17 protein-coding genes are annotated in these 21,540 nt (G+C 62.8%); 7 read left to right on the forward strand and 10 right to left on the reverse strand.

Features of this window, described 5'->3' with window-relative positions; genetic code table 11:
- The 4 genes from E8A46_RS03480 to E8A46_RS03495 form a co-directional block, all read right to left on the reverse strand.
- On the reverse strand, positions 1-210 hold the full coding sequence (locus tag E8A46_RS03480) for a GDCCVxC domain-containing (seleno)protein (protein WP_291557509.1): 210 nt from the start codon (positions 208-210) through the stop codon (positions 1-3).
- Positions 211-397: 187 nt separating this feature from the next.
- Positions 398-886: a PAN domain-containing protein gene (locus tag E8A46_RS03485; protein ID WP_291557619.1), complete on the reverse strand. Its 489-nt coding sequence runs from the start codon at positions 884-886 to the stop codon at positions 398-400.
- A 284-nt stretch (positions 887-1,170) separates the two neighbouring features.
- Positions 1,171-2,541, reverse strand: coding sequence for a glutamate--cysteine ligase (locus E8A46_RS03490; protein ID WP_291557512.1), 1,371 nt, complete (start codon positions 2,539-2,541; stop codon positions 1,171-1,173).
- A 96-nt stretch (positions 2,542-2,637) separates the two neighbouring features.
- On the reverse strand, positions 2,638-3,126 hold the full coding sequence (locus E8A46_RS03495; RefSeq protein WP_291557515.1) for a MarR family winged helix-turn-helix transcriptional regulator: 489 nt from the start codon (positions 3,124-3,126) through the stop codon (positions 2,638-2,640).
- Between the two features lie 128 nt (positions 3,127-3,254).
- On the opposite strand from E8A46_RS03495, the gene gstA reads away from it, so the two are divergent.
- Positions 3,255-3,869: a glutathione transferase GstA gene (gene gstA, locus E8A46_RS03500; RefSeq protein WP_291557518.1), complete on the forward strand. Its 615-nt coding sequence runs from the start codon at positions 3,255-3,257 to the stop codon at positions 3,867-3,869.
- Between the two features lie 521 nt (positions 3,870-4,390).
- Here gstA and E8A46_RS03505 read toward each other — a convergent pair.
- From E8A46_RS03505 to E8A46_RS03530, 6 genes are all read right to left on the reverse strand, one after another.
- A complete protein-coding gene (locus tag E8A46_RS03505; protein WP_291557521.1) occupies positions 4,391-4,948 on the reverse strand; it encodes a sugar O-acetyltransferase in 558 nt (185 codons plus the stop codon).
- Between the two features lie 144 nt (positions 4,949-5,092).
- Positions 5,093-5,419 carry a hypothetical protein gene (locus tag E8A46_RS03510; RefSeq protein ID WP_291557524.1) on the reverse strand — a complete coding sequence of 109 codons (327 nt, stop codon included), beginning with the start codon at positions 5,417-5,419 and terminating at the stop codon, positions 5,093-5,095.
- 156 nt (positions 5,420-5,575) lie between these two features.
- Entirely contained in the window at positions 5,576-7,795 is a 2,220-nt protein-coding gene (locus tag E8A46_RS03515) for an FAD-dependent oxidoreductase (RefSeq protein ID WP_291557526.1), read from the reverse strand.
- A gap of 144 nt (positions 7,796-7,939) precedes the next feature.
- Entirely contained in the window at positions 7,940-9,148 is a 1,209-nt protein-coding gene (locus tag E8A46_RS03520; RefSeq protein ID WP_291557529.1) for an acetyl-CoA C-acetyltransferase, read from the reverse strand.
- A gap of 91 nt (positions 9,149-9,239) precedes the next feature.
- The gene (locus tag E8A46_RS03525) at positions 9,240-11,030 is read right to left on the reverse strand and encodes an acyl-CoA dehydrogenase C-terminal domain-containing protein (protein ID WP_291557532.1); all 1,791 of its coding nucleotides are present in this window, start codon (positions 11,028-11,030) and stop codon (positions 9,240-9,242) included.
- Positions 11,031-11,157: 127 nt separating this feature from the next.
- Positions 11,158-11,544 (reverse strand): nuclear transport factor 2 family protein, encoded by a 387-nt coding sequence (locus E8A46_RS03530; protein ID WP_291557534.1) that lies wholly within the window; start codon positions 11,542-11,544, stop codon positions 11,158-11,160.
- Positions 11,545-11,675: 131 nt separating this feature from the next.
- Here E8A46_RS03530 and E8A46_RS03535 point away from each other — a divergent pair, with 131 nt between their 5' ends.
- The 6 genes from E8A46_RS03535 (at position 11,676) to E8A46_RS03560 (ending at position 21,496) form a co-directional block, all read left to right on the forward strand.
- Positions 11,676-12,266, forward strand: coding sequence for a PadR family transcriptional regulator (locus E8A46_RS03535; protein ID WP_291557536.1), 591 nt, complete (start codon positions 11,676-11,678; stop codon positions 12,264-12,266).
- A 245-nt stretch (positions 12,267-12,511) separates the two neighbouring features.
- Entirely contained in the window at positions 12,512-15,847 is a 3,336-nt protein-coding gene (locus E8A46_RS03540) for a hypothetical protein (RefSeq protein WP_291557540.1), read from the forward strand.
- Positions 15,848-16,008: 161 nt separating this feature from the next.
- Positions 16,009-16,815 (forward strand): hypothetical protein, encoded by an 807-nt coding sequence (locus E8A46_RS03545; RefSeq protein WP_291557543.1) that lies wholly within the window; start codon positions 16,009-16,011, stop codon positions 16,813-16,815.
- Between the two features lie 205 nt (positions 16,816-17,020).
- Positions 17,021-17,947, forward strand: coding sequence for a sulfite exporter TauE/SafE family protein (locus E8A46_RS03550; protein ID WP_291557547.1), 927 nt, complete (start codon positions 17,021-17,023; stop codon positions 17,945-17,947).
- Positions 17,944-18,732, forward strand: a complete 789-nt coding sequence (locus E8A46_RS03555; RefSeq protein ID WP_291557549.1) for a TIGR02186 family protein — start codon at positions 17,944-17,946, stop codon at positions 18,730-18,732. The genes E8A46_RS03550 and E8A46_RS03555 overlap by 4 nt, the downstream gene beginning before the upstream one ends.
- 220 nt (positions 18,733-18,952) lie before the next feature.
- Positions 18,953-21,496 carry a hypothetical protein gene (locus E8A46_RS03560; protein WP_291557552.1) on the forward strand — a complete coding sequence of 848 codons (2,544 nt, stop codon included), beginning with the start codon at positions 18,953-18,955 and terminating at the stop codon, positions 21,494-21,496.
- The last annotated feature ends 44 nt before the right edge of the window (positions 21,497-21,540 follow it).

Here is a 21,540-nt window from a genome sequence, read left to right on the forward strand (position 1 = left end):
CTAGCCGCAGCACTCGCCCTTGCCGTTCTGCTGGATGGGCGGACAAGGCACCGAACCGTAGGAACAGAACACGCAACAATCGCCCGGCAGGGCCTTGAGTTTTTCACCGCAGCCCTTGCAGACGTAGAAATACTGGCAAGCATCTGTCGGCATTTTTTCGGTCGCCTGGAAGCTGCACCTTGGGCACGTCAGGATCGATTCAAGCTGCATGCTTCCACCCTGCTCGGTCAGCTAAAAAGTCGTCGTCAAATTAGTGAGCCACTGCGGCGAGGCATTGACGAGCGCGGCCTCTACCCGTTTGTCGGCACCGCTGACGCGCATCAGCGCCGCGACATCAGTCCATCAAGCATGACCGATTTCCGCGCGCACCCGCATTACGGTACAGATGCCACCGATGTCACCTGACCACGCCCGAAATGAAGCCGGGCTTGCGCCGCGGTGGCTTGATTTCCTTTTTCAAAAAACAGTGAGCGTCTTTTCCGGCATATCCGGGCCGGGCATAGGTCCAGGCCCGGCATTTATTGTCGCCGGCGCAAGCCGCCTTGCAGGCCTCGTCACGCTCGCCCCGCTTGAGTTCGAAACTGCGATAATCGCCACCGTAGCGGTCGATCGAGGTCTCGATCGCTCCATTGCGCGGTTCGACCACGCCAGCGCCGCGCACGCCCGAGACGCAGCAATCATCCGGGGTGCGTGCCGGCACGTTGTTCTTCAGCCAGCAGACCGCGCTGCCCGCAGTATCGCTCGGATAGTTGAAGCTCCATGCCCGGCAACGCCGGTCGCGCTCGCACACCAGCGCACAATCCGCCGGATCGCCCGAGGGCACCAATGAACTCAGATAATCGCCGCCCGGACGATCGAAGTTGGTCTGAGCAAATGCCGGTCGCATGGTCGTGGCGGCCGCAAAAAAAGCGAGCGTCACCAAACACGCCCCGAGCAGGCGGCCTCCCCACATTCGCGATGCTTTCAACCGATTGGACTTCCCCGCATTTTGCGGGTTGTCATTTGATCGCCACGAACCTGTACGGCGGATGAACGGTGCAAAAACCCTTCCATCCGGGGATCCGCCGGCGCGCCCTGGCCCCCGAGAAAAGCACCAAGGCACAACAGCTTGCGTGGAACCCGGCTCCCATCGCAGGCTAACGCGACCCTGCGGTCCCGATTGTGCGCCAGCTAGAATGCGTATTCGTCATAGGCCGGTTCTACCGAACCCTGCCAGGGGCCATGGAATTTCTCCAGCATCTCCTCGGCGGGGGTTTGCCCGGAATCGATGATCCGGTCCAACGGCTCGAGATGGCGGGTCTCGTCGCGTCCGAAGTGATCGACGTGGCCGCGCCGGCTCAGCCCCGCATGCGACAACGCCAGGCATTCCTTGGCGATCTCGAACAGATAGTGATGCCGGATCCTGGCCTTGAAGCCGAGGCGCGGCACGTCGTCACGCAGCGACTGGCGTTCGAAGGCATTCCAGGATTTGACGATGTCCCATGCGGCGTCGAGGCTGGTGTCGTCGTAGAGCAGTCCGACCCAAAACGCCGGCAAGGCCGGCAGCCGTCCCCAGGGCACGCCGTCGGCGCCGCGCATTTCCAGATAGCGCTTCAACCGCACTTCGGGGAAAATCGTCGAGAGATGGTTGGCCCAGTCCGACAACGTCGGACGCTCGCCGGGCAATGCGGGATTTTTGCCGTCGAAGAAATCGCGGAACGACGACCCTGCCACGTCGATATAGGCATCGCCGCGCTTGACGAAGTACATCGGCACATCCAGCGCATAATCGACCCAGCGCTCGAACCCCATGCCGTCCTCGAACGCCCACGGGATCATCCCGGCGCGCGCATTGTCGGTGTCGCGCCATATCTCGGAGCGGAACGACAGGAAGCCGTTGGGCTTGCCTTCGGTGAACGGCGAATTGGCGAACAGCGCGGTCGCCACCGGCTGCAGCGCCACCGATACCCGGAGCTTCTTGACCATGTCGGCCTCCGAGGAGAAGTCGAGATTGGTCTGCACCGTGCAGGTCCGGTACATCATGTCGATGCCGTATTTGCCGACCTTCGGCATATAGCCGGTCATGATCTTGTAGCGTCCCTTGGGCATCATCGGAATCTGCGCCCGAGACCATGACGGCGTCATGCCGAGCCCGAGAAAACCTATCCCCAGGGGCGTTGCGATCTCGTTCACCTGCGCCAGATGCGCCATCAATTCGGCCTGGGTTTGATGCACGGTCTCGACCGGCGCGCCCGACAATTCGAATTGGCCGCCGGGCTCCAGCGAAATCGCGCCGCCGCCGGTGACGTCATACAGCCCGATGATGTTGCCGCGCTCCATGATCGGCTCCCAGCCGAGCAGGAGCTGCATGCCTTCCAGCAGCACACCGATGCCGCGGGCGCCTTCGTAAGGCACCGGCTGATGGCCGTTCAGCGTAAAGGGCGTCTTTTCATGCTCGGTGCCGATCCGGAATTCGGAACGAGGCTTCACGCCCGCTTCCAGCCACGCGACCAATTCCTCGCGCGATTGCAGGGGCGTCATATCGATCTGGTCACGCGCCATGCGGATTCCGGAGGTGGGGCGTTTCGACCAAACGCGCGCGGTGTCGGGAGTATCCGCGAACCAGGCAGTCCGCGGATGCGAAAGGCAAAAACAATATCATCGGGCGGGAGCGCCGTCTCTCGCGGCGAGCGATGGAGCCTCGCCGCAGGAGCAGCCCAACCGGTCAAGCAGACCACAGAGTTTTACGGCATCGGTGTCGGAAAGCTTCGAACCAACGTGTTTTTCGATCGCGGCCGAATACGCGCTCCACATCTTCCTCTGCAGCTCGCGCCCGGCCTCGGTGATCTCGACGAACTGGCCGCGCTTGTCGATCTTGCATTCGCGGCGCGCCGCCAGCCCTTCGTCGACCAGCCGGTCGATCAGCCGCGAAGTCGAGTATTGCGGGATCAGCATCTGCTTTTCCAGTTCCACCGGGCGCATCTCGCCCGACGGCGCGCGCGACAGTTCGAGCAACGCATCGTACCAGGCCAGCGGCGGAAACCCGGCCTTCTTCAACTCCTGCTCGACGGCGTCAAGCACCCGGCTCTGGACTCGCATCAGGCGAATCCAGGCGGCGGTCGCCTCGGTCGATGGTTTGCGCTTCATGGTCCGGCCCATAGATGACGAGAGAGTGTAGCGCACTAAATGCAGCTGCATCAATCTTGACTATTTCATGCAGATGCATTTAGTCATCTGTTGGCTGTTTGCCAATCATCCGAGGGAAGGAAATTCCGATGAAGCTTTATTATTCGCCCGGAGCCTGTTCGCTTTCACCCCATATCGCGCTTCTGGAGGCGGGTCTGCCATACGACCTGGTCAAGGTCGACCTGCGGGCCAAGAAGCTTGAGAATGGCGACGACTATCTCAAGGTCAATCCCAAGGGCCAGGTGCCGGCGCTTGCGCTGGACAATGGCGAGCTCGTGACCGAGGGCCCGGTCATCGTCCAGATGATTGCCGACAAGGCTTCAGCCAAGAATCTCGCGCCCGCGCGCGACAGCGCCGAGCGCTACAAGCTGCTGGAGTGGCTCAACTTCATCACGGGTGAGCTTCACAAGAACTTCAGCCCGCTGTTTAATCCGACGATCCCGGACGAGGTGAAGAACTTCTTCAAGGACCGCATCATGGGCAAATTCAAATATGCCGACAGCCAGCTTGCCGGCCGCGACTATTTGATGGGCAAGCAGTTCACCGTCGCCGACGGTTATCTCTACACCATGCTACGCTGGGCCGACGGCAACAAACTGGACCTCTCCGGCTTGAATAACCTGATGGCCTACAAGGACCGCGTCGCGGCGCGGCCGAAGGTGCAGGAAGCCCTGACCAAGGAAGGCCTGCTGAAGGCGGCGTGAGTTCTCAGAGAATAATTCTCAGTACAAAGGGCCGGATCGATGATCCGGCCTTTTTTTGCGGTTCGTCATGCCCGGCCTTGCGCCGGGCATCCACGTCTTCGCCCATGCTGAAAACGTGCCGGAACCACAAGGCGGGTCTGGGCGTTGCCGGGGAACTGCAGCCTGCCGCCCGTTCGTCTTCCATATCGAGACCTAAATGCCCAAGCCCAGGGATGAAACCCCGACGACCCCGGCGATTTCGTCATGGATGTCCGGCAGTTTGACCTTGTACCCGCGCTATGGCGCGCCGAGAAAATTATCGTTTCCTTGCACCCTGGAAACTCAACTCTTGCTTCAACGGTTGGAGCAGGAGCAACAGGGCCGCGAAGAGACCAACCGCCGGGAACGCGTGGCGCGGAGATCACCGGAAGCCCAATCCGGCCGGGACAAGAAATAAGGCCGGAAGAAAATCAAGACTGCTGCAACAGCGATTTCAGGTCGAAAATCAGGGAGTTTTGAGAGACGACAGGAAAGTCGTGCCCTCAGTCGGCAATCGAACGAATGACCCTCGCCGGGTTTCCTCCGACAAGAGTATTGGGGGGAACGTTCCTGGTGACCACGGAACCCGCCGCAACAACCGAGTTTTCGCCCACCGTCACTCCGCCGATGATCGTTGCGCCGGCTGCGATCCAGACGTTTCTTTCAATCACGATGGGCTTTGCGATTGTGAGGGCGCGCCGCCGAGACGGTTCGACGGGATGGCCAGACGTGATGATGCTCACGTTCGGCCCGATCATCACATCGTCGGCAATGTCGAGCCCGCCAAGATCATAAAAAGTGCAGTTCTGATTTACGAAAACATTGCGCCCGATACTGATGTCGACCCCACCGGTTGTGTAGAATGGCGGGATCAATAAAAAACTGTCGTCCACTTTCTTGCCGATGAGATCGCTGAACAAGGCCCGGACTTCGTCGGCATCGTTGAACGTCAAACGGTTGAGATTGGCGGTGATCGCCATCGCTCGTTTGACGTTCGCCGACATGGCTGCTGATTCCGCCGTTCTCCCCGGAATTATCCTGGTGCGATCATCATTCGCCATTGGTTATTCTCCTCCGAGCGCGGTCGAACGAACGTTCGGCGCATGACGGCCGCGCCGAGATTCGCTCAGTATAGCCATATGGAATCCACCTTTCTGCAACCTTGCCGTGTTGCACAATTCAGGGAATTCGGACGGCGGAGGGACTTACTTTTGGTTGCTATCGATATAGGCTGCCCAGGCAGCGGAGGCCAAAATCTGCGATGGATTGCCTTTGCAAGCCACTTCAACAGCGGTGATCATGGCCGTGCCGTTCGTTTTCGGCTGGTCTTGCTGGCTCGACGCCGCCACATAATTCAAGCCGCTCCAAAAGCCATAAATCCAGACCGTACCCTCCAGCCGATGGTCGGGACCGGAGAGCCAATAAGAACACTTCCGACTGCCGATACCAGCCAAATTGATTGAAGCCTCTTCCGCACCCGCGGTGCCGGTAGTGACAGCGAAAGCAATTAGCAGAACGATTGCCCGGATCATTGCGTCGTCTTCATGGCTTATCTCCAAGCTCCCCACCGGCAATCATTCCGCGCTGAGCCCGTCCCTGCGCGCCGGATAGCCGGACGCGTTTGGCCGGGCCCCGGCGGAAGCGGCCGCTCGGCGCTTTTGCCCGGCCATGACGGCGAGAGTTAGGAGTTACGCCGCCGCGGGCTGCTTTTTCGGCGGGAACCGGCCGTAGAAGGTCTCGCCCTTTGCCGCCATGTCGATCAGGAGTTTCGGCGGGGTGAAGCGCGAGCCGTATTTGGCCTCGAGCTTGTGGCACAGCGCGACGAAGTTTTTCGTGCCCATGAAGTCGATGTAGGACAGCGTGCCGCCGGTGAACGGCGCGAATCCAAAACCGAGGATCGAGCCGACATCGGCCTCGCGCATGTCGGTGATGACATGGTCTTCAACGGTGCGCGCCGCTTCCACCGCCTGCACCACGAGAAAGCGCTGCTTCAGCTCCTCGACGTCGAGGATATCGGGATCGAGATGCTTCGGCTGCAACCCGCTCAAGGCCGACCACAGGCTCTTTTGGCCCTTGCCCTTCTCGGGATAGTCGTAAAAGCCCTTGCCGTTCTTGCGGCCGAAGCGGCCCTGCTTCTCGACCATTTCGACCAAGAGCTTCTTCTGGGCCTGGTCGATGGCGTTGGCGCCGAGGTCGGCCTCGGTCGCCTTCATGATCTTGAGCACGAGATCGAGCGCCACTTCGTCGGATAATGACAGCGGCCCGACCGGCATGCCCGCCATCTTCGCGGTGTTCTCGATCATTGCCGGCGGCACGCCTTCCATCAGCATTTCCAGGCCTTCGGCGGTGAAGCGCAGCACGCAGCGGTTGGCGAAGAAGCCGCGGGAATCGTTGACCACGATCGGGGTCTTGCCGATCACGCGCACGTAATCCAGCGCGGTGGCGAGCGCGACATCGCCGGTGTTCTTGCCGACGATGATTTCCACCAGCATCATCTTCTCGACCGGCGAGAAGAAGTGAATACCGATGAACTTGCTCTGGTCCTTGAACTCTTCCGCCAGCGAATTGATCGGCAGCGTCGAGGTATTGGAGGCAAAGATCGCATCGCCCCTGAGCAGCGGCTGCGCCTTGGCGTAGGTCTCCGCCTTTACCTTTCGATCCTCGAACACCGCCTCGATGACGAGGTCGCAGTCTTTCAGCACGTTATAGTCGGCGGTCGCGGTGATGCGCGACAGGATGGCGTCGCGATCGCTTTCCTTGGCGCGGCCCTTCTTGATCAGATCATCGATCACGGCTTGCGCATGGCCGTTGCCCTTGTCGGCGCTCTCCTGGTCGCGGTCGATCAGCACCACGTCGATGCCGGCACGCGCCGAGACGTAGCCGACGCTGGCGCCCATGAAACCTGCGCCGATCACGGCAAGCTTCTTGACCTTGGTCGGTGGCACGTTTTGCGGACGCCGCGCGCCCTTGTTCAGTTCCTGCATCGACAGGAACAGGCTGCGGATCATTGCCGCCGCTTCCTTGCTGCGCAGGATCTGCGTGAAGTAGCGCGATTCGACGCGCAGCGCCGCATCGATCGGCAACTGCAGGCCTTCGTAGACGCAGCTCATGATGGCGCGCGCCGCCGGATAATTGTCGTAGGTCTCGCGGCGGTAGATGGCGTTGCCGGCCGGGAACATCATCATGCCGGCCTTGGAGAAGACCGCGCCGCCCGGCAGCTTGAAACCCTTCTCGTCCCACGGCGCGACCGCCTTGCCGCCGCCCTTGATCCAGTCCTTGGCCGCCTTGACGAGATCGGCAGCGGGAACGATGGCGTGAATCAGATTCAGCGCCTTGGCTTTGTCGAGATTGATCGCCTCACCCTTGAGCAGGAGTTGCATGGCATCCTGCGGCGAGACGATGCGCGGCACGCGCTGGGTGCCGCCGGCGCCCGGGAAAAGCCCGACCTTGATTTCCGGCAGGCCGAGCCGGGTCTTCGGATTCTGCGCGGCGACGCGGTAATGGCAGGACAGCGTGAGTTCGAAACCGCCGCCGAGCGCCAGCCCATTGATCGCGGCGACCCAGGGCTTGCCCGAGGTTTCGATATTGCGGAACACCTGCGAGAAGCGGCGGCTCTGGTCGAACAGCATCTGGTTGGCCGCGACCTCGCCCTTGGCCTTCAGCAACTCGCCATATTGGCGGCTCATGCCCTCCAGCATCGACAGATCGGCGCCGGCGCACAGCGCTTCCTTGCCCGAGGTGATGACCACGCCCTTCACCGCCGCGTCAGCGGAGGTCTGCTTGACGATCTCCTCGAGTTCGGTGACCGAGGTTTCGTCAAGCACGTTCATCGAACGACCCGGAGTGTCCCAGGTCACCAGCACGATGCCGTCGGCGTCGGTCTCAACTTTGAAATTCTTGAAGGCCATTTGTCGCTCCCTCGATGCCGGCAGCCCGCAGGCGCGGCGGTTGTCTCTGATCGTAGGGTGGGCAACGCGAAGCGTGCTCACCATGATAAACCGAATTCAAGTGGTGGGCACGGCGCGAATCGCGCCTTTGCCCACCCTAAGCCCTCACACCCGCTCGATGATGGTCGCCGTACCCATGCCGCCGCCGATGCATAGCGTGACCAGCGCGGTCGACTTGTTGGTTCGCTCGAGTTCGTCGAGCACGGTACCGAGAATCATCGCCCCGGTCGCCCCCAATGGATGGCCGAGCGCGATAGCGCCGCCATTGACGTTGATCTTGGCGTTATCGATGTCGAAGACCTGCATATAGCGCAGCACCACCGAGGCGAACGCCTCGTTCAATTCGAACAGGTCGATGTCGGATTTCTTCATGCCCGAGCGCTCGAGCAGCTTCTCGGTCACATCGACCGGGCCGGTCAGCATCATCGCCGGCTCCGAGCCGATATTGGCGAAGGCGCGGATTTTTGCACGCTGCTTCAGGCCATACTTGACGCCGGCTTCCTTGCTGCCGAGCAGGACCGCGCCGGCACCGTCGACGATGCCGGACGAATTGCCGGCGTGGTGGACGTAGTTGATGCGCTCGATTTCTGGATGCGACTGGATCGCCACCGCATCGAAGCCGCCCATCTGTCCCATGGTGACGAAGGAAGGCTGCAACTGACCGAGCGACTGCATCGTCGTCGTCGGCCGCATGTGCTCGTCCTTGGCGAGGATGGTGAGGCCGTTGACGTCCGTCACCGGGATCACCGAATTCTTGAAGCGGCCCTCGTCCCAGGCCTTGGCGGCGCGCTGCTGGCTCTGCACCGCATAGGCATCGACATCGTCGCGCGAAAACCCGTATTTGGTCGCGATCAGGTCGGCGGAGACCCCCTGCGGCATGAAATAGGCCGGCACCGCGATCGAGGGGTCCATCGGCCAGGCGCCGCCGGAGGCGCCGATACCGATGCGGCTCATCGATTCGGCGCCGCCACCGATGGTGAGTTCGTGCTGGCCGCTCATGATCTGGGCGGCGGCGAAATTCACCGCATCAAGGCCGGAGGCGCAGAACCGGCTGATCTGGATGCCGGGGACGGAATCGCCGAGACCGGCGTTGAGCGCCGCAAAGCGCGCGATGTCGGAGCCGGCCTCGCCGACCGGATCGACCACGCCGAGGATGACGTCGTCGACCACGCCCTCGGGCAGATTGTTGCGCTGCTTGAGCGCCTTCAGCGGCGCGGTCGCCAGCGCCACCGCGGTCACCTCGTGCAGCGCGCCGTCGGCCTTGCCGCGGCCGCGCGGCGTGCGAACGTGATCGTAGATATATGCCTCAGGCATGACGCCCTCCTGGTATGAGGATCATAATATTTAGGCGATTGGGAAGATACCGCGGCGGATTATCGAGCGGCCGCGGGAAGGATTTTTCCGGTCAGAAGGCTTCAGCCGCCAATTCCATGATGGTCGCGCTTCCGGTCTGGATGCGCGCAAGATGCACTGACGTTTCCGGCAGCATCCGTTCCATGAAGAAGCGGCCGGTCACCAGCTTGGTCGACAGATAGGGCGTCGCGCCGCTGCCTGCAATCTTGTCGTGTGCGACTTTCGCCATCCGCGCCCACATATAGGCGAAGGTGACGAGGCCGAACAGCTGCATGTAATCGGTGGCGGCGGCGCCGGCATTGTCCGGCTTCATCATCGCATTCTGCATCAGCCAGGTGGTGGCCTGCTGCAGATGACCGAGCGCCGTGCTCAGCGGGGCGACAAACGGCTTCATCGCCTCCTCCGCGCCATGATCCTTAGCGAAAGCGGCGACCTCGCCAAAGAAGGACATCACGGCGCGGCCGCCGTCGCGCGGCAGTTTGCGTCCGACGAGATCGAGTGCCTGAATGCCGTTGGCGCCTTCATAGATCATGGCGATGCGCGCATCGCGCACGAACTGCTCCATGCCGTTCTCGGCAATATAGCCGTGACCGCCATACATCTGCTGCGCCAGCACCGCGTTGGAAAATCCCACATCGGTCAGAACGCCCTTCAGGACCGGCGTCATCAGCCCCATGTGATCGTCGGCCTCCTGCCGATCCTTGGGATCGCTGGAGCGGTGGGCGACGTCGCTCTTCAGCGCGGTCCACACCACCATCGCACGCGCCGCCTCGTTGAAGGCGCGAATCGTGAGCAGCGTGCGGCGCACGTCGGGATGCACGATGATCGGATCGGCCGGCTTGTCCGGCGCCTTAGGCCCGGAGAGCGAGCGGCCCTGCAGACGGTCGCGGGCATAGGCCGCGGCGTTCTGATAGGCGACCTCGGACTGCGCCAGCCCCTGTACCGCCACTCCCAACCGCGCCTCGTTCATCATCACGAACATGCCCTGCATGCCCTTGTTTTCCTCCCCGATCAGCCAGCCGGTGGCGCCGTCGTAATTCATCACGCAGGTCGAATTACCGTGAATGCCCATTTTGTGTTCGATCGAACCGCAGGTGACGCCGTTGCGCGCGCCGAGCGATCCGTCGGCGTTGACCAGGATCTTGGGTACCACGAACAGCGAAACGCCCTTGATGCCGCTGGGCGCGCCCTCGATCCGCGCCAGAACCAGATGGATGATGTTTCCGGCAAGGTCGTGCTCGCCGGCGGAGATGAAGATCTTGGTCCCGGTAATCTTGTAGCTGCCGTCGGCCTGCTTGACCGCCTTTGTGCGCAACAGACCGAGGTCGGTGCCGCATTGCGGCTCGGTGAGATTCATGGTGCCGGTCCATTCACCGGCCACCATCTTCGGCACGAACATCTGCTTCTGCTCGGGCTTGCCGTGCACGATCAGCGCCGCGGTCGCGCCCATGGTCAGGCCGCCATACATCGAGAACGCCATATTCGCCGAACACTGAAATTCGTTGACGGCCTGGCTCAGCGAGACCGGCAATCCCTGCCCGCCATACTCCGTCGGCGCCGAAAGGCCGAGCCAGCCGCCCTCGGCGACCTGCTTGTATGCTTCCTTGAATCCCTTCGGCGTGGTCACGCTGCCGTCATCATGGCGGACACAGCCTTCCAGGTCGCCAACGCGGTTGAGCGGCTGCAGCACTTCTTCGCTGAGTTTGGCGGCTTCCGACAATACCGCCTCCCGCACGTCGGCGGAGGCGTCGCTGAATCCGGGAAGATTGTCGTAGCGGTCGATCTGAAACACGTCGTTGAGCAGGAAATTGACGTCTTCCAGGGGGGCTTTGTAGATCGGCATCATGTTCTCCCGGCAGGGACAGGCTGAAATTGGCGGAGGCGTTGAAGCGAGACTTTGCGGTGTTCCGGAAAATCGACCTTATCCGGTTCGACAGGTTGTGGGGAATGAGCAAGGCAGCAAATATGCCTCAGGGCTTTGCCAGTTGCTCCCCCATCAAACGATGCAGCAGATTGATCGCCTTGAGCGGGCGCACCATGACCTTGAAACGCGCGATCCGGTCATCCTCGCTGAAAGTGATGATATCGACGCCGTTGAGCTTGATCCCCTCGATCTCGTTTTCGAATTCGAGGACCGCGCCGTTGGCGCTGCGCCATTCGCCGATGTATCGGAAGCCCGGGCCGCCCAGCACCTTTTCCGCGCTCGACAGATATTTGAACGTGATGTCGCGCCCGCGTTGCGGCGTGTGAACGACGGGGCTCTCGAACACCGCATCGGGGTGGAGCAGATCCCATAGCGCCGCGTGATCATGGGACTTCATGTAGTCGTACCACTTGTCGAGGGCGGTCATGGGCATGAGGTCTCCGGTCCGGGCGATGGCGAAGTCGGGCCCTGACAAGCGCGCCATTTCCGATTATGCGCATTGACGCATATGCAACTTTATGCATAAAGTCAATAACAGTTCGAAAGCGACGGAGGGCTGGCGACTTGGCGCTTGGCGACGCAATCCTTGCATGCCTCACGGAACGTCCGATGACGGGCTATGAGCTCGCCAAGACGTTCGATGCGTCGATCGGGTTTTTCTGGAAAGCCGACCATCAGCAGATCTATCGCGAGCTGACGCGGCTTCGCGACCGCGGCCACATCCAGGGCCGCGAAGTCGTGCAGTCCGGCAAGCCCAACAAGCTGGTCTACACCCTCACACAAGAGGGCCGGGCCGCATTGAGGCACTGGGCCGCCCGGCCGAGCGTCCCGGCGTCGATCAAGGACGATCTGCTGGTGCGGCTCTATGCGCTCGACAGCGTCGACATCGAACCTTTGCGCACCGATCTGATGGCGCGGCTGGAACACCACCGCGACCGTTGTTCCCGCTACGAACGCATTCTCAACAAGCGCTTCCCGCAGGGCATCGCTTCGCCGGCGGACCTGGGCAAGCTCCTGAGCCTTCGCCTCGGCGTGCGTCACGAGCAGGCCGTGGTGGAGTGGTGCGAAGAGGCGCTCGAGGCGTTGTCGGCTCTGTCGATCGGCGCTGATCAGACCAATGTGGTTTCGATCCGGGACGCCGAATCCAGCGGTTAGGCGGTCGGCCGGTCGCAGTCGCGGCGCCGCTGTTCGCGCGGCCCTCGGAGAAGCGCAGGGATTTTGCTCCCGAGGCGAACTTTAAGGCAGCCCGGCGCGATTCCTTAACCGGTTATTTACCGTAACGCGAAAAAGTCAGGATCAGAGGCAGACGACCTGCGCGGATTTCGATTGTCTCCTAATCGGGGACGCGCGGGGAGGCTGAAGGCGCAGATAGCGCGCCGGATTCGGAACCGGACGAGAGCATGAATTCGCGCGTATCGTGGAGTAATGAAGGCATCGATCCGTCCGTCCGGGAGAGGGCCGAGGCCGCCGCGCGCCGGGCCGGCATGTCGCTGAGCGACTGGCTCAATTCCAACCTCGGCGATACCGCCGCTCCCAGCTTTCGTCCGTCCTATGACCAGCGCCCGGCGATGCCCAGCCCGGAGAACCGCGAGGTCGCGGACATTCACCAGCGGCTGGATTCGATCGCCCGGCAGATCGAGCAGATTTCTCAACCCCGACCGCGTAGCGATCCGCCGCGCGGTGAAACTCCCCGCGGTGAGCCAGCCGTCGCGCGGCAGTTGAACGATGCCATCGCCCGCCTCGACGCAAGGCTCTCGCAGATCTCAAACCCTGCCCCGGCGCGCCAGGCCCAGATCCAGGACAAGCAGCGCCAGACCGACATGGTCGAGCGCGCGGCAGCCCAGGTCTATCGTCCCTCACCTCCGCTCAGCCCGGCCTCGCTCGATTTTGCGATCGCGGAAATCGCGGCGCGCCAGAACGAACTCGATAACGCCGCGCCCCGGCAGATGCCGCCGCGCAGCGCGCCGCCGCCGGCGCCGGCGTACGCTCCACCGGCAGCGCCGGCGGGCCCGGATTTTTCGTCGCTGGAGCGCCATCTGGTCAAGATCACGAGCCAGATCGAGGCATTGCAACGTCCTGATCACATCGAGCAATCGATCACCGCTTTCCGCAGCGAACTTGCCGAAATCCGTCACGCCATTACCGAAGCGATGCCGCGCCGGGCCATCGAATCGATCGAGAACGAGATTCGCTCGCTGTCGCGCCGCATCGACGACACCCGCCAGAGCGGCACCGACGGCCAGGCGCTGGCCGGCATCGAACGCGCGCTGGGCGAAATCCGCGAAGCATTGCGCTCGCTGACCCCCGCCGAACAATTGACCGGCTATGACGAGGCGATCCGCAACCTCGGCGCCAAGCTCGACCTGATTTTGCGCGCCAACAACGACCCATCGACGGTCCACCAGCTCGAAGGCGCCATCGCTGCACTCCGCGCCATCGTCTCCAATGTCGCATCCAACGATGCTTTGGCACGGCTCAGCGATGACGTGCAGCTATTGTCATCCAAGGTCGATCAGCTTGCACGCTCCGATGGCCATGCTGATTCATTCGCGCTGCTCGAACAGCGTATCGCCGCATTGACTTCGTCGCTGGAGACCCGCGAGCCGCGGCCGGCGATCCCCGAAAACTCCGAGCATATCGAGAACGCGCTGCGGGCATTGTCCGATCGCCTCGATCGCATGCCGGTCGGCAACGACAACGCGTCCGCATTCGCTCATCTCGAACAGCGCGTATCCTATTTGCTCGAACGGCTGGAGGCCTCCACCGATCCCCGCGCCGGCAATCTCGGGCCGGTCGAGGAAGGGCTGCAGGATATTCTGCGCCACCTCGAACGCCAGCATGCAAGCATCGCGGCCTTCGCCGAGAGCAGCCGGAACGCGCCCGTCGCCGCGGACAGCGGGCTTGCCGACATCGTCAAGCGCGAATTGTCCGACATCCGTTTCAGCCAGGCTGAAACCGACCGCCATACCCAGGACTCGCTCGAAGCCGTTCACAACACGCTTGGCCATGTGGTCGATCGGCTGGCCATGATCGAAGGCGATCTGCGCGCGGTTCGCGTGCAGCCGGCCACACCGGAGCCGGAAGCGCCGCCGGCTCCTTCCTATGCCGCGCCAGCGATACCTACATTTGACGCGCCGCCAGCCCCGCCGGCTGAGCCCCCACGGGCCGCGATGGCGCTGCAACTCAAACCTGAACTGCCGAATCCCGCCGCAGCAGAGGAGCAGTTCGCCGCGGCTCCCCGCGAATTCCATTCCACGTCAGCGCCGATGCCGCCCGCCGCCGTTGCGACGCCAAGGGCGATCAGCGAAATTCTGGAACCGCATGCGGCGCAACCGCGCGTGGCGATCGAGCCGGGCCTGCCGCCCGATCACCCGCTCGAGCCGGGAACACGGCCGGCGGGGCGATCCGCCTCGCCGTCGGAGCGCATCGCCGCTTCCGAGAGTGCCATCAGCGAAATTCCAGGGGCTGCAAAAGAGCCCATCAGCACCTCAAGCTTCATCGCCGCCGCGCGCCGCGCGGCCCAGGCCGCCGCTGCCGCACCGCCGCCCGATAAGGCTGGCCGCGGCCCGCTGAAGGCTGCTGCCGGTGGCAAGGGCAAGGAAACCTCGACCGTCACCTCCAAGATCCGCTCGTTGCTGGTGGGCGCAAGCGTGGTCGTGATTGTGCTTGGCACCTTCAAAATGGCGATGACGCTGCTCGACGGCGGCAGCGCGCCGCAACTGCCCGCGATGGAGAATTCGAGCGAGTCACAATCTTTGGCCCCTCCGCCCGCCGAAGACGGTGCCAAACCGGCGATGCCGGCTCCCGCAGGGCCTTCGATGACCTCGCCGACGCCGATCGGACGGCAATCGCTCAACAACTCCGCACCGAACGCCGCTGATGGCGCCGCCTCGGTTGCGATCCCGCAGCCCATGGTCGGGCGCTCCGTTTCATCCGCGAACGACGTTACCGGCACGATTCCGGCGATGCAGGCACCGTCAGGTAATGGCCGACTCGCCTTGATACCGATTCCGCCGACCGAGAGCCTGCCCGACGGGATCGGCGGACCGGTGCTGCGCGCCGCCGCCCTTAAAGGCGATCCGACCGCGGCGTACGAGATCGGCGTTCGCTTCGCCGAAGGCAAAGGCGTTGCTGCGAATTTCGACGAAGCCGCGAAATGGTATGATCGCGCGGCCCAAGCCGGCGTGGTGCCGGCGATCTTCAGGCTGGGAACCCTCTACGAAAAGGGCCTGAGCGTGAAAAAGGACGTCGACATCGCGCGGCGCTACTACATGCAGGCTGCCGAGCGCGGCAACGCCAAGGCGATGCATAATCTCGCCGTGCTCGACGCCGACGGCGGCGGCAAGGGCGCCAGCTACAAGAGCGCGGCACAATGGTTCCGCAAGGCCGCCGATCGCGGCGTCGCCGACAGCCAGTTCAATCTCGGCATCCTCTACGCCCGCGGCATCGGCGTCGAACAGAACCTCGCCGAATCCTTCAAGTGGTTCAGCCTGGCCGCGGCCCAGGGCGACGCAGATGCGGGCCACAAACGCGACGATATCGCCAAGCGGCTCGATGCCCAGTCGCTGGCTGCGGCAAAACTCGCGATCCAGACCTTCACGCCGGAGCCCCAGCCCGACGACGCCATCAATGTGGCAAGCCCCGCGGGCGGATGGGATTCGGCACCGGCGCAGGCAAATACCGCAAAACCGGCCGCCAAGCCGGTTTCGACCAAGCGCACCGCCGCCGCGCATTGATCCCTTAGGGCGTTTTCGAGCGAAAGCCGGCCCCGCACTTGATGCGGGGTGGATACCGGCCTGGCGTGGCCGGCATGTACCTCCGCGGTGAAGGCGTATAAACAAGAACAGCAGCGCATGGGCGGCTCTCACGTCCAGGAGATACTTCCAAGAGGATCGCATTGCCGGTCGATGGTCGTCAGGACGATGGAAGTCATTTCCGCAAGTCGCCGACGGGACCTTGGGTGGCGCCGCCGCGCGCGCCAACCAGCCCGCCTTCAGCGTCGCCACATGATGTCGCCAGCCGCCGGCGGCGGCCAGTTTGGTCGGTCGTCGTCTTTATTCTCCTGATTTCCAGCCTGGGCATCCGCGCCTACAGGGACCTTTCGCGGCCCGAGGCGTGGGCCTATTGGAAGGAATCCTACTTCGCGCCGACCATGACTTCGTCGTCGATCGCGAAGACCGACCTTCACGGCTTCGCCCGCGGCCGGCCTGTATTGGCGATCCGCGGGACTATCGGCGCTGCTACCGCGGGCTGGCTGCGCGAGAGGCTCGACGAAGCCCATCTGGTCGCGGGCGACGCGGTATTGCTGTCCTCTCCGGGCGGCAACCTGGATCAGGCCATCATCATGGGTGAGATCATTCGATCGCGCGGGCTGGCAACCGCGGTTGGCGTCGCCGATAGTTCGGGCCAGATCAGGCGATCGTACTGCGCCAGCGCCTGCGTGCTCGTCTATGCCGGTGGCAAGCCGCGCTACGGCATCGATGGCTCGGTGCTGGGGGTCCACCGATTTGTGGCACCCGCGCCCGGCCGCGACCCCGTCGCCGAAACCCAGCGGACCGCGGGGACGGTCTTGAGCTTTATGACAAAGATGGGCGTGTCGTCCTCCGTCGTGGAAGCCATGTCCGAGACCAGGGATGTCCGCTGGCTCGGCCCGAAGGAAGCCTCAGCGATGAACCTTGTCACCGATCCCGTGGTCAGACCCTGACCCCATCCGTTGTTAATCTGAATCATTCACCACGTCGGAAAGTGCCTGACGGAAAGCGGGAAAAAAGCGGCCGCCGGCAGATTCTTTAGTCCCTCCGATAGGCGATTTCGGCTATGCAGGGGCGCGGCATTTGATCCGCGCTCCCAAAGAAACCATGCCATGAGCGGTTTCGGCCAGCCTCAGGGCCCATTCCGAAGCAACGCGCGTGCAGCTTTATCTTCCGATCGCCGACATTCCGGTCAATATTTTCCTCATCCTCGCGATGGGCGCGGCGGTCGGCTTCGTGTCGGGCATGTTCGGCATCGGCGGCGGCTTTCTGATGACGCCGCTATTGATCTTCATCGGCATCGCGCCCGCGGTCGCGGTCGCTTCCGTCGCCAGCCACATCGCGGCCTCGTCGTTTTCCGGCGCGATAGCCTATTGGCGCCGCCGCGCGATCGATCCGGCGCTGGCGCTGGTGCTGCTCAGCGGCGGGGTCGTCGGCACCGCGCTGGGCGTCTGGACCTTTACGCTGCTGCGCTCGCTCGGCCAGCTCGACCTCATGATCGCGCTGTCCTATGTCGTGCTGCTCACCACAGTGGGCGGATTGATGTTCTGGGAAGGGCTGCGGTCTATCCTGCGGGTACGGCGCGGCGTCATCGTTCCGATGCGCCGCTCGGGCAGCCACGGCTGGATCCACGGCCTGCCGCTGAAGATGCGCTTCAAGCGCTCCAAGATCTATTTGTCGGTGATCCCGGTTGTCGCCGTCGGCCTGGTCATCGGCTTTATCGGCGCGGTCATGGGCATCGGCGGCGGCTTTATCCTGATCCCGATCATGATCTATCTGCTGCGGGTGCCGACCTCGACCGTGATCGGCACCTCCATGGTGCTGACGCTGGTCACCATGGTATTCGCCACCATGCTGCACGCGGTCACCAACCATCTGGTCGACGCGGTGCTGGCACTGATCCTGATGATCGGCGGCGTGACCGGCGCACAGTTCGGTGCGCGCGCCGGTCAGAAAATCCGCGGCGAACATCTGCGGCTGCTGCTCGGGCTTTTGATTCTCGCGGTAGGAATCCGCTTCGCGGTCGAAATGGTGATCCGTCCCGACGATCTCTTCACCATCCGGGAAACCGGGGGCGCCGGATGATCGAACGCCGCTGCCTTGCCACCGCAGGTTTGCTGCTGCTGAGCGCGGCTTTCGCTCTATCGCCGGCGCGCGCGGAGCGGCTGATCGTATCGGTCTCGAACCATCGGGTAACCGTGACGCCAAACTATTCCGGCGAGGAACTGGTGCTGTTCGGCTCGGTCGAAAAGGACGCGACCACGCCCGTCTCCCGCACCAGCTACGACCTCGTCGTGACCGTCATCGGCCCCCGCGCCGACATGGTGACACGCCGCAAGGAGCGCAAATTCGGCATCTGGATCAACACCGACTATCGCGAGTTTCTCGAGGTGCCGACCTATCTCGCCTTGTTTTCCAACCGGCCGTTTGAAGCCATCGCATCCCCCGACGTCGAACGGCGGCAGCAGCTCGGTCTCAACAATGTGCTGCTGACCCAGCGGGTGGGAACCGATTACGCCGACGTGGTGCCTAACGATCCGTTCCGCAGCGCCTTCGTGCGGCTACGCTCGGAACACGGGCTTTATCGCGAGGAAACCTCCGCGGTGACCTTCCTGACGCCGACGCTGTTTCGCACCGGCATTCCGCTTCCGGCCGAAGTGCCGATCGGGACCTATGAGGTCGAGATCAAGCTGTTTTCCGACGGCGCGTTGGTCACCCGAACCGAAACCGCGTTCGACATCGTCAAGGTCGGCTTCGAGCAGTTCGTCGCGACGACCGCCCGCCAGGACGGCTTTGTCTATGGCCTCGTCACGGCCTTCATGGCGCTGATGACCGGCTGGATGGCGTCGATCGTGTTCCGCAAGGATTAGCACCTCGTCGGGCGCGCGGCGCGCCGTCCCGGACCGGCGGCTGCGACAAATTCCACGCACAAATACCGCCCGCCCGCTGTCGCAAACAGGTTCGCCTGGTAAAGTCAGCGCCGGGACCACCCGGCAATGCGGCTGAGTTGTTAAGCAAACATTGCAGATAGAGGCGTAATGGAATGTCTGCGGCGCGCGGATTGGTCGAGATTTCATTGAGGACACTATCTTGCAGGCATCCCCCCGAATTCTAGGCCGCCACTACTTCGCGATTTTCATCTTGGCCTCCGCCACGCTGTCCTACCAGATACTGATAACGCGCTTCTTCAGCGTCATGCTGTATTATCATTTCGCATTTGCCGCCATTTCCCTGGCCATGCTCGGACTTACTCGCGGCGCGATGGAAGTCTACAACAACCCGGCCCGCTACGCTCCCGAACGGGTGGGAGCGGAATTCGCAACGCACGCCTCGTGGTTCGCTATCGCCAGCGCTGGCGCAATGATTGCTTTTCTCTGCGTGCCGCTGGTGATCCCGGGCGATTACGTGATGGTGGCCTTGGCGCTCGCGGCGGTCGGCTTCGTCAGGCCCTTTACCGAAAGCGGCGTCTGCATCACGCTTCTGTTGACCCGGCTGCCCTATGGCGGTGGATGGCTGTATGCGGCCGACCTTGCAGGGGCGGCGCTCGGATGCCTCGGGGTCATCTTTATATTGCTCGTCGTCGACCCTGTAAGCGCCACGCTGGGGATCGGAGCCCTCGCCGCTGGCGCAGGTTGGGTGGTCGTGCGGGGTAGCGGCGACACCCGCAGCCTGCGTCTGAGCGGTGCCGTTGCGCTGGCGCTGACGGCTGCAACCATCGTGCATACCGGACTTGATGTTTCCGGCAAAAGCCATCTGGGTGTGTTCTGGGCCAAGGGGACTGCGCAGCTTGGAACGCTTTTCGAGCGCTGGAATACATACTCGCGCGTTAGGGTGACGGCGCTTGGAGAGACCGCTCCGCTCGGCTGGGGCTTCGCCCACACCGCGGAGACGAAAATTGAGCAGCATCACCTCGATATCGATGCGGATGCGGCCACGGTCATTACCCGTTACAATGGCGATATCGGCAAGCTGTCCTACCTGAAGGACGACGTCATCAATGCCGCCTACCTGGTGCAACCACCGACCGATGTCGCCATCGTTGGCGTGGGCGGCGGTCGCGACATTCTTTCCGGGCTGTTTTTCGGAGCCAGGCAGATCCGCGGAATTGAAATCAATCCCGCGATCTTCGAAGTCCTCACCGACAAATTCGCCGATTTCTCCGGCCATCTCGATCGCCTGCCGGGCGTCTCGCTGGTGAATGCCGAAGCCCGCAGCTACATCAACCACTCGTCCGAGCGATACGACCTTGTCCAGATATCGCTGATCGATACCTGGGCGGCAACGGCTGCCGGCGGACTAACCCTCACCGAAAACCGGCTTTATACCGTGGAGGCGTGGGGTGATTTTTACCGGGCGCTGAAACCCGGCGGGCTCTTGTCGGTATCGCGCTGGTACGACCCGGACGGCCACCGCGATGAATTCTATCGCCTGGTGTCGATCGCAGCGCGCGCGCTCCAGAACAAAGGTGTGCCCGCGGCCGAATTGGCGGACCATGTGATCGCATTGAACGTCGGCAACATCGTCACCGTGATTACCCGACCCGACGCCTTCACCAAGGCCGAGTGGCAGGGTGCGCGTGCCAGACTTCTGGCCCAGGGCTTCGAGATACTGATGGGGCCGGATATCGCTTTCGATACCATTACGTCGACGTTGATGTCGGGCAAGGCTGACGCGGCCTTCTTCGCGTCATTGCCGCAAAACATCAGCCCGTCCACCGATGACAATCCGTTTTTCTTTTATACGGCGCGTTTCGGCGATGTCGCCAGCAAGCCCTTCGCGATCCTCTCGAATAACAACGCGGCGGTCGGCATGACCCTGATGCTTCTGGCGGTGGCGCTTTGCGCCTGCCTCTACTACGTCGTCGGTCCCTTTGTCGGTCTGGCGAGGCGGATGCCGCTGTCCGCGCTGACGCCGCCTGTCGCCTATTTCTGTGCGATCGGCATGGGCTTCATGTTGATCGAAATATCGCAGATGCAGCGGCTGATGGTCTTCCTCGGACATCCCGTTTACGGGCTGAGTGTCGTGCTTTTCACAATTCTTCTCTTCAGCGGGATCGGCAGCACCACCGTTGGCGCGTATTCCCCTCGACCGGGAGCGGTCACCGCCCGGGTTGTCGCACTCCTGACAACGCTCGCGGTGGCGGGGCTGATGACTCCCCTGGTCACCAGCTTTGCACGGTCGGAAGCCACCGACATGCGCGTTCTCTGGTCCGCGCTGCTGCTGGCACCCCCGGCATTCTGCATGGGGATGATGTTTCCGCTCGGGCTGAGTATCTGGCGCCGTCACGCGGAATTGCTTCCGTTCTTCTGGAGCGCCAACGGTATTACATCGATGTTCGCGTCAGTGCTGGGCATGGCCTTATCGGTCGAGTTCGGCATCGCCAAAACCTACGTGCTGGGCATGTGTTTCTACGTTGTCTGCGCGTTGATGATCGTCGTAAGCCGCCAGGCGAATCGCGCGGGCGTCCCCGCGGCAGGATCGGTCGACGAGCCAGGATGGCTTCGCCAGGAAGAAGTCACCCCGGGGGCCATTGCGATCGCTCCGTCGATCCAGCCGGCACCGACCGAATTGGTCGCCAATATCCCGGCCCGCAAGCCGCTCGAATCGAGCATCGTGCCCGCACGCGCCGATTAAGGTCGCGCGGCGCCGGCGAGATGTCATGCCCTTTGGCACCCCCG

The organism is Bradyrhizobium sp. (assembly GCF_004799445.1).
Lineage (GTDB): Bacteria > Pseudomonadota > Alphaproteobacteria > Rhizobiales > Xanthobacteraceae > Bradyrhizobium.

Excerpts from the sequence above, each read along its gene's own strand:
- gstA (WP_291557518.1), top strand. The coding sequence starts at position 3,255 with ATGAAGCTTTATTATTCGCCCGGAGCCTGTTCGCTTTCACCCCATATC.
- E8A46_RS03520 (WP_291557529.1), bottom strand. The coding sequence starts at position 9,148 with ATGCCTGAGGCATATATCTACGATCACGTTCGCACGCCGCGCGGCCGC.
- E8A46_RS03505 (WP_291557521.1), bottom strand. The coding sequence starts at position 4,948 with ATGGCGAATGATGATCGCACCAGGATAATTCCGGGGAGAACGGCGGAA.
- E8A46_RS03525 (WP_291557532.1), bottom strand. The coding sequence starts at position 11,030 with ATGCCGATCTACAAAGCCCCCCTGGAAGACGTCAATTTCCTGCTCAAC.
- E8A46_RS03480 (WP_291557509.1), bottom strand. The coding sequence starts at position 210 with ATGCAGCTTGAATCGATCCTGACGTGCCCAAGGTGCAGCTTCCAGGCG.
- E8A46_RS03510 (WP_291557524.1), bottom strand. The coding sequence starts at position 5,419 with ATGATCCGGGCAATCGTTCTGCTAATTGCTTTCGCTGTCACTACCGGC.
- E8A46_RS03530 (WP_291557534.1), bottom strand. The coding sequence starts at position 11,544 with ATGCCCATGACCGCCCTCGACAAGTGGTACGACTACATGAAGTCCCAT.
- E8A46_RS03540 (WP_291557540.1), top strand. The coding sequence starts at position 12,512 with ATGAATTCGCGCGTATCGTGGAGTAATGAAGGCATCGATCCGTCCGTC.
- E8A46_RS03490 (WP_291557512.1), bottom strand. The coding sequence starts at position 2,541 with ATGGCGCGTGACCAGATCGATATGACGCCCCTGCAATCGCGCGAGGAA.
- E8A46_RS03515 (WP_291557526.1), bottom strand. The coding sequence starts at position 7,795 with ATGGCCTTCAAGAATTTCAAAGTTGAGACCGACGCCGACGGCATCGTG.
- E8A46_RS03485 (WP_291557619.1), bottom strand. The coding sequence starts at position 886 with ATGCGACCGGCATTTGCTCAGACCAACTTCGATCGTCCGGGCGGCGAT.
- E8A46_RS03495 (WP_291557515.1), bottom strand. The coding sequence starts at position 3,126 with ATGAAGCGCAAACCATCGACCGAGGCGACCGCCGCCTGGATTCGCCTG.
- E8A46_RS03555 (WP_291557549.1), top strand. The coding sequence starts at position 17,944 with ATGATCGAACGCCGCTGCCTTGCCACCGCAGGTTTGCTGCTGCTGAGC.